The organism is Kiloniella sp. (genome assembly GCF_965205715.1).
Classification (GTDB): Bacteria; Pseudomonadota; Alphaproteobacteria; order Kiloniellales; family Kiloniellaceae; genus Kiloniella.
In genome coordinates this window covers 1,000,038-1,012,350 of record NZ_CBDBHW010000014.1, presented here as the reverse complement: position 1 = coordinate 1,012,350, position 12,313 = coordinate 1,000,038, and the positions used below count along the sequence as shown (strand labels likewise).

General features: G+C 44.1%; 13 protein-coding genes. 1 reads left to right on the top strand and 12 read right to left on the bottom strand.

The genetic code is table 11. From position 1 onward, the window contains the following. Positions 1-43: 43 nt before the first annotated feature. The 8 genes from ACOGW3_RS21735 to ACOGW3_RS21700 form a co-directional block, all read right to left on the bottom strand. Entirely contained in the window at positions 44-706 is a 663-nt protein-coding gene (locus ACOGW3_RS21735; protein ID WP_419904858.1) for a dimethylsulfonioproprionate lyase family protein, read from the bottom strand. 20 nt (positions 707-726) lie between these two features. Then, positions 727-1,308, bottom strand: a complete 582-nt coding sequence (locus ACOGW3_RS21730) for a DUF6151 family protein (RefSeq protein WP_419904857.1) — start codon at positions 1,306-1,308, stop codon at positions 727-729. Positions 1,309-1,546: 238 nt separating this feature from the next. After that, positions 1,547-3,133, bottom strand: coding sequence for a BCCT family transporter (locus ACOGW3_RS21725; RefSeq protein WP_419904856.1), 1,587 nt, complete (start codon positions 3,131-3,133; stop codon positions 1,547-1,549). Between the two features lie 517 nt (positions 3,134-3,650). Further along, positions 3,651-4,883, bottom strand: coding sequence for a type II restriction endonuclease (locus ACOGW3_RS21720; RefSeq protein ID WP_419904855.1), 1,233 nt, complete (start codon positions 4,881-4,883; stop codon positions 3,651-3,653). Beyond that, complete coding sequence (locus ACOGW3_RS21715; RefSeq protein WP_419904854.1) at positions 4,880-5,335, bottom strand: very short patch repair endonuclease; 456 nt, start codon at positions 5,333-5,335, stop codon at positions 4,880-4,882. The genes ACOGW3_RS21720 and ACOGW3_RS21715 overlap by 4 nt, the downstream gene beginning before the upstream one ends. 16 nt (positions 5,336-5,351) lie before the next feature. Next, complete coding sequence (gene dcm, locus ACOGW3_RS21710) at positions 5,352-6,620, bottom strand: DNA (cytosine-5-)-methyltransferase (RefSeq protein ID WP_419904853.1); 1,269 nt, start codon at positions 6,618-6,620, stop codon at positions 5,352-5,354. 97 nt (positions 6,621-6,717) lie between these two features. Then, on the bottom strand, positions 6,718-7,521 hold the full coding sequence (locus tag ACOGW3_RS21705) for an HNH endonuclease (RefSeq protein WP_419904852.1): 804 nt from the start codon (positions 7,519-7,521) through the stop codon (positions 6,718-6,720). A gap of 440 nt (positions 7,522-7,961) precedes the next feature. Next, entirely contained in the window at positions 7,962-9,194 is a 1,233-nt protein-coding gene (locus ACOGW3_RS21700) for an ISL3 family transposase (protein ID WP_419901077.1), read from the bottom strand. On the opposite strand from ACOGW3_RS21700, the gene ACOGW3_RS21695 reads away from it, so the two are divergent. Then, positions 9,181-9,309, top strand: a complete 129-nt coding sequence (locus ACOGW3_RS21695; protein WP_419904851.1) for a hypothetical protein — start codon at positions 9,181-9,183, stop codon at positions 9,307-9,309. The genes ACOGW3_RS21700 and ACOGW3_RS21695 overlap by 14 nt on opposite strands. Positions 9,310-9,479: 170 nt before the next feature. Here ACOGW3_RS21695 and tnpC read toward each other — a convergent pair whose 3' ends face one another. From tnpC to ACOGW3_RS21675, 4 genes are all read right to left on the bottom strand, one after another. Further along, a complete protein-coding gene (tnpC, locus tag ACOGW3_RS21690; RefSeq protein WP_419902249.1) occupies positions 9,480-11,033 on the bottom strand; it encodes an IS66 family transposase in 1,554 nt (517 codons plus the stop codon). Positions 11,034-11,088: 55 nt separating this feature from the next. Next, positions 11,089-11,451, bottom strand: a complete 363-nt coding sequence (tnpB, locus tag ACOGW3_RS21685; protein ID WP_419901186.1) for an IS66 family insertion sequence element accessory protein TnpB — start codon at positions 11,449-11,451, stop codon at positions 11,089-11,091. Further along, entirely contained in the window at positions 11,451-11,789 is a 339-nt protein-coding gene (locus ACOGW3_RS21680; RefSeq protein ID WP_419902248.1) for a hypothetical protein, read from the bottom strand. The genes tnpB and ACOGW3_RS21680 overlap by 1 nt, the downstream gene beginning before the upstream one ends. 78 nt (positions 11,790-11,867) lie before the next feature. Beyond that, positions 11,868-12,062, bottom strand: coding sequence for a hypothetical protein (locus ACOGW3_RS21675; RefSeq protein ID WP_419904850.1), 195 nt, complete (start codon positions 12,060-12,062; stop codon positions 11,868-11,870). Positions 12,063-12,313: the final 251 nt, after the last annotated feature.

The following is a 12,313-nucleotide window of genomic DNA, read 5'->3' as shown; positions in this document are numbered from 1 at the left end:
GAAATCGAAAGACGTTTTAAGTCATCTGGAACGAACTTCTTTACTACGCTCGTTCTTCTTCAACCCAGCTGGCCCATTCCCCGATATCGCCGCTCCAGGCCCAAAGGGCGAGCAGGGGCTCATCATTTGTTCTCATGGCATGGGGTTGATTGCTGGCGTGAAAGAAATATTCGCCTGGGTCTCTGCTTTGCCAATCTTTCCTGCCTCTTTTCCAGTCTGCCTTACCAGAGAGCACGACATAGAGCTCAACCGCAGGGTGTTTGTGTTCGGGGTAGAGTTGATTGGGGCCGAGATAAAACAGGCCACAGAGAATGTTATTACTGGAGAAGAGGAAAGGGTTAGTCTGTGCGCTACCAATCTTGCCGACCAGATTACAGCAGTAATTTTCTGTTTCCTGAGCTGCGTTTGCATCTTCAAATACCGAGTTTGGATACCAGAAAAGAAGATCTTTTGCCCTCTCCAGTGCTTGATTAAATAACTCAATACTTTCTGATAAGTTATTTTGTTTGCTGGAATTTTCAAGCAACTGTTCAATGGCGGGAAGAGAGGCGTTTTCTACTGGAGCCAACAAAGTCGAGGTCGTTATTTCTGACAAGATCTCGCCGAGATACTTATCGCTTTGGGTTGTTTCACAATCCTCTCGGCTTGAGATTTCACGCCAAAGGTCTGCGAGAGCTTTCCCTAAGCCTTTTTGTCTTTTTTCCATCAACTTAAATCCTTCACCACTCAGTCTTTAGTATGAATGACCGGTTCACAAACGGGAGCTCCAGTCTTATCAAAAAACGGCGAAGGTTTATGACGGCCGAGGATCTTGTTTTTGATCATGCGGGGGATAGCGATCAGCATGATGCTTAACGGAAATGTATCGTGGGTATCTCTAGGCAGGGGAGAACCGTCTTTTGCAAATTTGCCCATTACGGAAAATCGCACCGGGCCGAGGTTATTATCGCGTAGTCCCTTATCATCCATAAAGTTATGCACGATACCTGAAAAAGGCAGGCTGGCGTTTATGGTATTGGCAACCGGGGTTTTGCAACAGTCGGTGTACCAACGGAACAGACCTTTTGGTCCCAGGCGCACACAGCGCAGTTGATCATGTCCTTTGGTAATCTCTATCTGCGAAGGGGTGGTTTGAAATACATCGGTGCCACCGCAGGCATCGAGAATATCAGCTTCTCTGCCCAGATAGTTTGCAAATGCCTGACAGTCATCACAATGGCAGACCAGACGAAGGCCAGTTTGAGGGGAAATATTGTGAGCAGTGCCTTCGACCTGACCACAGCTGCATTTTAACGCGACTTCAATCATGATTTTCCCTCAGGCATGTGATACCCCAAATTTCCACGACTTTATATTTTGAGGGGAGTGTAGCTGATTATTCGATTGGGACAATGTTCGTTGTAAAATCGACCGGTAAAACCTCCAGAGCAGCACACATACTAGAGCACCCACAAAAAAGCCCCTGATGCTAAAATAAGGGGGAGCATCAGGGGCAGTTAGCAAGTCGACAAGCAGGTAAACTTGCTCAGGGAGGTTCTTGAGTTAGCTAGGTGCCTTTACTTTCAGCGCGCAGGCCTAGCCAGATACTGATACACATAAGAAGGAGAACGGCGGCAAAGGGAAAGCCCATTGTCACCGCCATGGCCTGAAGGGCGGCCAATCCACCGCCCAGGAGCAAGGCGATGGCGACCAACCCTTCGAACACACACCAAAATACACGTTGTGGCATGGGACCGTCGGTTTTCCCGCCGGCGGTAATGGTATCGATCACAAGGGATCCAGAATCAGACGAGGTCACAAAGAAGACCACGACCAGGATTATCCCAATAGCAGAGGTGATCTGGGTAAGAGGGAGCTCTGACAGCATGGCAAAGAGGCGGAGTTCGGTTGCGGCTTCCTGTGCCCCGGTATAGCCGTCTTGCACAATTTGTTGGAGGGCGGTGCCCCCAAAGACGGCCATCCAGAGCACGCAGACCAGGGAAGGAACCAGCAACACACAGAAGATAAACTCGCGTACCGTCCGCCCGCGGGAAACCCGGGCGATAAACATGCCGACAAAGGGTGACCAGGAAATCCACCAGGCCCAGTAGAACGAGGTCCAGCCCTGACTGAAGTTCGCATCTGTGCGGCCAAAGGGGTTGGATAGGGCTGGAAGGTTGGTGATATAAGCACCAAGACCTGAGAAAAAGCCCATAATGATATCTGCTGTCGGCCCGACAAAGAGAACAAAGAGCAGCAACAAAAAGGCCAGGACCATATTGATCTCTGACGCCCGTTTGACCCCGCCATCAAGGCCGCGCATCACAGATACCAGGGCCACCGCGGTGATAGAGACAATCAGTATAATCTTGGTGCCATCACTATCGGTGACGCCAAAGAGAAAGTTTAAGCCCGCGTTGGCTTGTGAGGCGCCAAAGCCAAGCGAAGTTGCGAGGCCAAAGAGAGTAGCCAGCACGGCGACCACATCGACAAGGTGGCCGAACCACCCCCAGACGGCTTCACCCATAAGAGGGTAGAAGGCAGACCGCAGGGAAAGTGGCATGCCTTTGTTATAGGTGAAGAACGCCAAGGCTAGTCCGACAACAGCATACATTGCCCAAGGATGTAGTCCCCAGTGATAAATAGTTGCGGCCATACCTAATTTAGCAGCAGCTGCCGCATCACCCGGTGCACCTGCAAGCGGCGCCCAACTTTCGGGCGTGCCAGCAGATTCAGATATGGAACTGCCAAAATGCGAAATCGGCTCTGATACTCCAAAGAACATCAGGCCTATCCCCATCCCTGCAGCAAAGAGCATGGCAAACCAACCGAGATAACCATAATCGGGTCTGGCGTCTGCACCACCCAATCTGATTTTCCCAAGAGGGGTTACAATGAGGAGAAGGCAAAACAGAACGAAGATGTTGCCGCTGAGCAAAAAGAACCAGTCAAAGTTAACGGTTACCCAGCCGCGCATGGCCTTAAACACATCCGTGGCCTGTTCCGGCACCATGAGGGTACCGATAACGAAGACAAAGATTGCAAGGCCGGAAATAAGAAATACGGGATTGTGAATGTCGAGCCCAAAGGGGCCGATATTGGTGGTTATGTTGTCCTGACCAACTTCGTAGTCGGTCCCAGTTTCTTCAGACATCTGGCTTCCCCCCCAGTTGTATAAAACCATACCAGGTACCACACGCTCAAATGACAACTCAGTTGTTACTATCTGCCAGTAAGGGCATATACCCGTAAAGACTACCCGATAAGGTTAACTGATTGCATTTTCATGACAATGGTACTCCATAAAAGTTATTTTTGCGAAGAGATAATTCACCAATCTGTAATAGGGGGTGTGTGTTTTGATCAGAAAAGGGGCCATATTTGGTGCATATTCAAGCCTTTGGGCCTGTGTGGAAGTTTGATGAAAAAAGAGTATTCTACTCTGATTAAATCGTGAATTTTCCTTCCCAAAAAACAAATCTGGCTTCGATTCAGCCCCCGACCCGCCTGTCTTTTTGAGCAAAATGGAACACACATTCTACAGCCCTACCGAACGAGATGTATTTTCTCTTGTTTGGTATAGTTGTAAAACTACTGTCGTAAGGTGAGTTAAAGCGTACGTGGTATTTTATACGAGTTGGTATGATAAATTGGTGGCTATTATCGTTAGTTTAAGGAGCTGTAGTGTTTGGGGTAGAATTATTTTGTGTACGAAGGTGGTGGATAAAAACCTCAAGGTTTATCAACCATTTTTGTTGTGTTTCGCTATAGCTTTGATGAATTTCCTGTGGTACGACAAGTTGGAGATTTGCCGTTTTCATCTGGGTAGTTTGATTTTCTGAAATTGCCGGCTCAAGTGTAATTAAGTGTTTGAAATCCACTCTCTTTGCTTCCGTAAGTACTTGCCTCCAGCGGTCCTTACAGGTGGTCTTAACACCAAGCATTGATAATAGTTCCGGGGAGAAATCCAGTGATTTATATTCTTCAATTCCCGGGAAAATAAAATCTGGTTTCTCCTTATGTTCTGTAACCGCCCCTCGTTTGTATTTGATATCAGATTGAATAAATATCTCTTCCAAATGATTTTCAAAAGCAAGGCCAACACGTGATTTTCTTCGGTTTTGTACGCTGAGGGAAAAAGAAATAAAGCCATCAACATCGATGTCATTTCCGGATACAAAGCCTTCTTTTAATCTTTCTGAAACGACATGCTTTTCAAGTTGCCGGAAAAGAAGTTCTTCTCTGCTCATCCAGGCCATCAAGGCAGAATCAGAATTTTTGTATTCAGTGATTGAGGGTGCTGTCTCGCGTGCAAACTCAGAAAACTGACGGGTTGTAGGGAATTTGTGACCAAATCGGGATAGTATCAATTCAAGGTCATTGGGGGCTTCTTCGATTTCAATGCCGAGCTTGTCAAAAATAAGTCGAGTTATGAAATCACTTCTTTGCAGTTGTACCGTTTCTTCAAAAGAGAATTGAGTACCAAGATCGGAGGGTAACCCGAAAAGCCATAATAACTGGCGTTCAATAGTCGATCCGGAAGATGCTATAATTGCGAGAATTTCACTATTCTCTTTTTTGGCGAGAATAAGAGTATCTCCAGCTTTCGCAGATTTGGATGAAATTGTTGAGCGATAATAAAGCCGATATTCCGAACGGGTCGGATTTTCTCTACGAGAGTCATACCATGTCATTACGTCAGATTCGTCTAACGGATCAGACACATCATCAAGATAAAGAAATCTGGTTTGAAATTTAACTGGTTCAGCCTTACCCAATAACTGTTTTAATTCTCGGGTGACATTGAATTCATGTTGATTTGATTTCGATGAATCTATTTCAACATGACTCAGTCGTTTGGCACAAATACCTGTAAAATAGTTGGCAAGTAATCCCTGACTCATTTATAGCCTCGAATCTCTAGTGATGAGGCCACACCTTTCAACCAATGGTCGATATTGTCAACAACTTCATTAATAGGTAAGCTTTCTCTCCCTTTAAGGCAGCATTCCCAAATAATACAGATGCGCCATCCAAGAGTTTCAAGTTTTTTTACCTGCGTCTTGTCCCTTCTTTGAGTGTCTTTGATTTTCCTGTTCCAGAATTCAGGGCGGGACCTTGGTAATTTGAAAAGATGGCAGTTATGACCATGCCAGAAACATCCGTTTACAAGGATAACAGATTTATATTTAGGGAAGACAATATCCGGTTTTCCTGGAAGATTTTTGACATGTAAACGGTATCGAAATCCTCTTTTGAAAAGAGCGCGCCGGATAATCATCTCGGGCTTGGTATCCTTTCCACGGATACCTGACATCATTTTACTACGCTTATCAGGCGAGACTATATCTGGCATGATCGTTAATAAGCTTTTATTCAGCAGCTTTCTGTTTCAAGTTTTTACTAGTGGCGAGTAAGCTCACGATATGTGGCTTCATGTATCGTGCGATATCTTCAATTACGGGAACGACAACCGAGTTTCCAAATTGTTGATAAGCCCGTGTATCCGAAACCGGAATTTTCATTGGCTCTTGGTTGCATTTATCGTAGCCCATCAATCGTGCGCATTCACGTGGTGTTAGCCTTCGTGGTCTATTTCCCTCCTGTGCAATAAGGATTTCACTTCCGTCTTTATGATATCGAGCTGAGAGGGTTCGAGCTTTTTCATTCGGTGTATTCAGGCTATATCCAAACCCGTTACCTTTAGCTTTGTGTTTAGCTCGATATGCTTTTAAATAGCTCCAAAGCTTTTCAGAAAGAGTGTATTTAGCATTTACGTGTGAATTAGCGTTAGCGCCTGAATGAGCAGGGCTTAACGTATATTGCTCTTCGGGATATTCGGATTCATGGTGAAGAATTGATGAAAGAACAGGTCCCTTGTCAGGGGGGGCGAAATCTAGCTTGTCAAAGTCGAAACTGGTATCTTCCTTGAAGCCGACAATGAAGATACGTTCCCTGTGCTGAGGTACGTAACCTTTGCCATCAATTACCCGGTAACTGATTTTGTAACCAAGTTCGTTTTCGAGCGCACCGATGATGGTTGCAAATGTATCACCCTTATTATGGCTTTTAAGGTTTTTGACATTCTCTAGTAAAAATGCAGCAGGACGATGATGTTTCAGAATTCTAAGAACGTCAAAAAAAAGTGTGCCTTGGGCCTTATCCATGAATCCATGTTCTCTTCCAAGAGAGATTTTTTTGGAAACTCCTGCCAGAGAAAAGGGTTGGCAGGGAAAACCAGCAAGAAGTACGTCATGGCTAGGAATATCTGAAGCTTCTATTTGAGTGATATCACCTACAATGTCATGATCATCTGGAAAGTTTGCTTTGTAGGTTTTCTGGGCATATTCGTTCCATTCACTTGTGAAAATACACTTTCCACCAGCAGATTCAAATCCCTTTCTAATACCGCCTATGCCTGCGAATAAATCAATAAAGGTGAATTCGGGTTTATTAATTTTGTTTGTTTCTATTTTCTGGTCAATCAATGCCTGCAGTACAAATAAGTCTGTGGCTCGAGGTGTTGTTTCACCACTTTCCCAACGGCGAACTGTTTTTGTGCAAACTCTGAAAAAGTTGGCGGCTTCTTCTATAGATAAGCCATTTCTTTCTCTCAGTTCCTTAAAATTAAGATCATCCATGTTTTGTTCTCTGGGAATTATTTTGACATTATGTCTCTTATAATTCCCGGAATCGTAAGTGGCAAATGATTTTTGTTCTCAATTTGTTCTTTTGCTGTTAATTCTTTATGGCAGAATTACAGTATGGATGAGTTATCTGACCATTCTCTATTGTGCCCGTCCCACCTTCCCGAACACGCTCTATATGATCATAAGAAAGTGATCTAGTGCTATCGATATAGCCATTACATATAGGGCAAGAAACAGCGTTATCCAGTGATTGTTTTAGGTATATTGCAGATTTTGATTCTTTAGTAAAAGCCTTGGTTGCATTCTGTAGTTCTGCCGCTACAAGCTTCCCCTCTAATTTCAGAATAGAAAGGAGTTTTTCTACATTAATATCTTCTTTATTCGTAAAAGAAGTAATTAATTCTTTGAACATAATTTTCAATCTATTGACTCTTGATGAGCTACCTATTTGAATAATTGATTGATTTATTACTGCTTTATTTCGAACCAAAAATTCCTCAAGCGTGTGTCGGCAATTAGAAAATTTCTTAAAAAAAAGTGTGTCATTGTTTTGTAAGGCCTCAGAAAATAAAGATACAACAGCTAAAAATAAATAGTCACTATGTTTTCCTCGGTGATTGTAAAAATATACTGCAGGGTGTAATCCCATACTACCAGGCTCGTTCCCGGTTACCCGTTTCATAACTCTCATACACTTCTTTAAAGCATCTACAGTTTTTAACCCATCTTCGTCATCAGTATTTATTGCCCATTGTTCTTTTGGCTTGTCTTTTTCACTTGCGGCTATTTCAATAAAATCCATTAATAAATTCAAGGCACCAATCGGCGATGCTTGCCCTCCAAGTGGAAGATCAAGTGTTTTGATTGGTTCTTTTAACTCAGGTTGAAACAAAAAGTTATTAAGCTCAAGCGCAGCTTTTTCAATTTCTAATTTATTAGAATTTTCAAACCTTGACCAATATTTATGCCCAGTACCTGCTCTTACAATTGATCTTGCGGCGATGGCAATTGGTTTTTGTCGTTCTCTTAGAAGCCTTGCTTCGGTTTTATCCAGAGGAGTACCTTGTGTGTTGATTTTGAAAAATGAGGTTTCTGCTTTTCCTGCATCTCCTTCAACCCATTGTAAAGAAAGTGTACGTGTGGCAGAGTTACGCGCTCGGCGTTTTAATGTTTCGTCAGAATATTGATCTGGTTCTAATATTGCGGATCTAAGGCTTGCAAATGTACCAATTTCTTTCGCAATTCTGGTTCTGACTTTTTGAGCTAACTTTCTTTGTACCTCAGGGATTTTTCCAGTATAAAATTGGCACTTCTCCGCTTTGTTGAGTAGATTTAGGATTTCAAATAGAGCATAGATTGATTATCTGGAATGGATGATTGTCTAATTTTGAGTTTGAAGTATTCGGTATCCTTGATGCCTCTGGCTCGCTTACGGATCATTCCTATACTGACATTACCAGCCTCTATCCTGGCGCTTGTGAGCTTGTGTTTGGCGTAGTTGCAGATGCCCACACAATGTTTCCGTAGGGATTTCGCGAACTTTTTTAGATAGAGCATCTGTGACTGATCTGCTATCAGGCACCAACGTTCCAGTTGCTCCGCCATCGCCTCAAATGAAGCGGCACTCCACAGCAGCTGAAGCTGTTCTTTCAAGACGTAAAGTGCATTCAGGTTGCTATTGCTCTCCAGCAACCTTTGCAGCTTGTCACTTTGTTTTTCACTCAACTTATCCGCATTTTTGAGCAACAGATAATGTGTCCCTTTCATCAACTCTTTACCACTTGGATCGGCCTTTCTGAACTCAAGTCGACGCTGATTATGGATAGCTTTGCTGTAGTTTTTCATGACGTGGAAACGGTCAAATACTATGTCGGCCAACGGCAAGGACTCTCTGACAGCCTTTTGGTAGGCAGGCCCCATATCCATCGCTACGGCCTTTATTTTGCAGGCTGTATCTGGTTGCAGTTGTTTCAAAAACCTTGAAAAAACCTCGGCAGTTCGGCCTGCTTCAACCCAGATCAGATGACCGCCAACCATATCGTAGACCACCGTCATGTAGTCATGACCTTTCGCCCGGGCAACTTCATCTACACCAATATATTCCAAGCCAGTTAGCTCTGCAGGATCAAGCGTAGGGAGAGTTTCAATAAGGTATGCCCTGTCGATATTCTTGACCGTTTCCCATCGTATATCCAAATGTCTGGAAACCGCTTGAATAGACATATGCCGACATAATCCACTGATCAGTCGGCAAAATCGGTGAGTGAAACGGCACCCTTTATCAACAAAATCACACCCCTCAATGCGGCGTTCGCCCTTGTTAATATAAACCTGCGCCAGCTCAATCTCGACCACACAAGGATACCCAAAAAGGGGGATGTCGTTTACTTGTCGGCGGACATGCTGGTTGATGCTTCCCTTCTGGCCTGTAGCAGGGTCTATAGCCCTCCTACGCGCGTCTCGGCTGCAGTGAATGACAATCTTAACACCGCCGTCATCCAGTTTAATTTCATTTACACGTTGCCCTTTGAGGCCTAAAATATGCTGCGAGATGTTGATTGTCATATACCTGCTCTATGTAAAGTTATCAGAAACCATACATATCAACAGGTTACTTGGCGGTCGGCATCTTTTTCTACTCAACAAAGCGGAGAAGAGCCATAAAATTTTTGTGAAATAGGGCCGTCACCGTAATCATCTTCAACCCATGCGCGAAGGGCGCTTATTCTATGTCCTCCATCGATTACAAAAACATATGTTGGTGATTGCCATAATATAGCGGAAGGCACTAGTTCATTGTCTAAATAGCTTTTTAGAAAAACTATTAATTGTTCGTGAGCGTGACGTTAACTACAGGTTCTTTTGCCTGATGAAAGGTGTTACGTTGTTTCTGTCGACGTTCCAGGGTAGCAAAGCTTCGAAGTCTTCGACGGTTTGAGCCTTTGGTAACTCAGTAAAAATATGTCGTAGGTAAGAATATGGCTCGATGCCGTTAGCCTTAGCCGTCTCCACTATGCCGTAGAGATTTGCACTGGCCTTTGCCCCGTTCTGGGAGTTTGAAAACAACCAATTTTTTCTTCCTATAACAAATGGTTTGATTACGCGCTCCATTTCATTGTTATCAATTGGTAGACGGCCATCATCAAGGTAGCGAATGAGCCTCGGCCACTGCTTGTCGATATAGTGCAAAGCCTTACCAAGTAACGATGTCGGCGGGGTCGTCGATATAACTTTGGTGATCCACTCTCTCAAGTCTTCAAGGATTGGTTTGGCCTTTTCCTCACGCAATCTCTGACGTTCGTGATTGCTCATGTCTTTGGCCAGTTTCTCTATACGGTATAAGCTCCTGATCGCTTTCATAGCATGGTCGGCGAGACCAGGTTTTCGCTTTTTGGATTTCTCTAGTGCCTTGATGACATCATTGAACTTGCGTCTAACGTGAGCCATGCAGCCAACCCCAACGATTGTGCTGTCGGATGTCACATTCAGATAGACCTGATACCCGTCACTGACAAGATAACCGGTGTAATCTTCCAGCAATCCCTTTGCCACGTGCTCTCCCCTGGATGGATCGTAGTGGAATAGAATGACCGGCTGATCCGGAGGCCCACCTTTTTGTCCCCACATGTAGGATTTGCTTTGAGGCTTTTTCCCTGGTTCTTTCAGCACCTGAACCCCGGTCTCATCCATAGCAATGATATCGTAGTTTAAAAGGTGATCAGTAAACAGATTGATCAGGGGCTGAACCAGATCGCCACATTTGATCACCCACCGGGAGAGTAATGTCCGGTTAAACTCAATCCCGGAGCGGTTCAGAACAGGTACCATACGGTAGAGGGGCAGGCCATCCACATACTTTCCCGTTACGATGTAAGCCAGCAACCCTGGGGATGCGATGCTTTTTGGTATGGGTTGTGGCGGCAGAGGTGCAATTGTTACGCCTTCTTCGCATGATTTACAGGCGTACTTGAAGCGCACATGCTGTAACACCTGTATTTTAGCGGGAATTATATCAAGCTGCTCGGTGACTTCTTCCCCGATCCTGGACATGAGGCCGCACCCGCAGGCGCAAAGCTTTTGTTCTTCTGGGATATCGTGCTCAATCCGGACACGAGGCAAGTCTTCAGACAAAGAACGGCGCCCACCTTTTTTACGAGTGTGAGCTGGAACTGCAATTTCCCCAATGTCGTCTTCTGTCTCGGTGCCATCCTCAGCCGTTTCCTCAGCTTCATCAAACAAATGGCCCTGTTGTTCAGGGACTGACTTCTCACTGGAGGGGGCAAACTGTTGATGCCGCAACAACCTGTTTTGCTCTTCAAGAATATCAATACGCGCATGAAGCCCACGGTTTAATACCCGCAATTCTTCATTACTTTCCAGGAGGTTGGAGTGCGCTTTTGACATAGCCGGAGTATAGCAAATTTATACTCACCAAAATAGTATAAAGTACTATAAATATTTAATATATTGCCGAGTAATTCACAGATTTATGCTCGTTCACATGGCGAAGATCAACACCATCCAGAAGCCAGTTCAGTTGCCTGCCATTGAGCTCAATCAGGGCTCCTTTGCTCAAATGAACAGGCCATGAAAATAGATCCTTTTCAAGGCTCTTCTGCCACATACAAAATCCGTTCTTTTCCCAATACAACATTTTTATCTTGTTGCTTAGGCGATTGCTGAAAACAAAGAGATGACCTGAAAATGGGTCAAGGCTCAGGATATCATCTACAAGAATGGACAAGCCATTTATCCCTTTGCGAAAATCCACAGGCTTCGCGCAAAGATAAATAACAGGCAAAGCATCCGAAGGTCGGCGCATCAGACACCTTCAAGGGCATTAACAATGGATGTCAGATCTGATGTCCGGCCCGACACAGGCCAGTTAACTTCAAGCCCGTTGCGCAAGATAACCAGGCAATGCAGTCGTACTGGGATATCTTCTGAACCAGATAAAACCCGATGCAAATTTTCATCCACACCTGTAACAGCAAAAAGACCTTTCTTAACCAGTTCACCTTTATGGTGGTAAAAATCCTTCAGATCAAGATCGTGGGCCTCGGCATAAGCTTTCATCCCAAGTCCACTCTGATCACAGATACGCGTATGAGACAGCCACTGAATTTCTGTAGGCGATAATTTTTGATCAACTGAGGACATTAAGCTACTCCATTCATAAGGAAAAAATGAAGCATACTTGCTGCGACTTAACTCAAAAAGATGGGGTTAACGTCACGCTCACAATTGTTCAATACTCCAATGATTGGTCTCACGTTGAAAGTCAGGCTTTCTTAAACGATGTACAAGCATAGAATTTTGAGTTAGTTGCTCTACTGATATCGATTGAATTTTCTCAACAGATGAGTCTTCGTTTGATTGTGCAGCAAAGTCTGCTCGCGGGATCATCGCATCAAGATTAATTTTAGCAGGCATAAAAATCTCTTTGTAAATTAGTTTCAAATATTAATAGCTAATATTGTTGGTCTAAGTTAGTAATTTTGAAATTATTTTCAACTAAAAAGAGTTTTGATGGAGCTTTTCTTTTAAAGGTCCAAATGGAAACAATTTTGGTAAATTTAGCTGGAGTTTAAGTGTTGATCAGCAAGCCAGTTTAACTGCAGAGAAATCATTTTAAAATCACGATCCTAGGGGATGGTGTCATCAGGAATAAATGTAATATTCTT

Coding starts and splice junctions, on each gene's coding strand:
- ACOGW3_RS21720 (WP_419904855.1), bottom strand. CDS start 4,883: ATGAGTCAGGGATTACTTGCCAACTATTTTACAGGTATTTGTGCCAAA.
- ACOGW3_RS21675 (WP_419904850.1), bottom strand. CDS start 12,062: ATGCCTGCTAAAATTAATCTTGATGCGATGATCCCGCGAGCAGACTTT.
- ACOGW3_RS21700 (WP_419901077.1), bottom strand. CDS start 9,194: ATGACAATCAACATCTCGCAGCATATTTTAGGCCTCAAAGGGCAACGT.
- dcm (WP_419904853.1), bottom strand. CDS start 6,620: ATGGATGATCTTAATTTTAAGGAACTGAGAGAAAGAAATGGCTTATCT.
- tnpB (WP_419901186.1), bottom strand. CDS start 11,451: ATGCGCCGACCTTCGGATGCTTTGCCTGTTATTTATCTTTGCGCGAAG.
- ACOGW3_RS21715 (WP_419904854.1), bottom strand. CDS start 5,335: ATGCCAGATATAGTCTCGCCTGATAAGCGTAGTAAAATGATGTCAGGT.
- tnpC (WP_419902249.1), bottom strand. CDS start 11,033: ATGTCAAAAGCGCACTCCAACCTCCTGGAAAGTAATGAAGAATTGCGG.
- ACOGW3_RS21680 (WP_419902248.1), bottom strand. CDS start 11,789: ATGTCCTCAGTTGATCAAAAATTATCGCCTACAGAAATTCAGTGGCTG.
- ACOGW3_RS21730 (WP_419904857.1), bottom strand. CDS start 1,308: ATGATTGAAGTCGCGTTAAAATGCAGCTGTGGTCAGGTCGAAGGCACT.
- ACOGW3_RS21735 (WP_419904858.1), bottom strand. CDS start 706: ATGGAAAAAAGACAAAAAGGCTTAGGGAAAGCTCTCGCAGACCTTTGG.
- ACOGW3_RS21695 (WP_419904851.1), top strand. CDS start 9,181: ATGTTGATTGTCATATACCTGCTCTATGTAAAGTTATCAGAAACCATA.
- ACOGW3_RS21725 (WP_419904856.1), bottom strand. CDS start 3,133: ATGTCTGAAGAAACTGGGACCGACTACGAAGTTGGTCAGGACAACATA.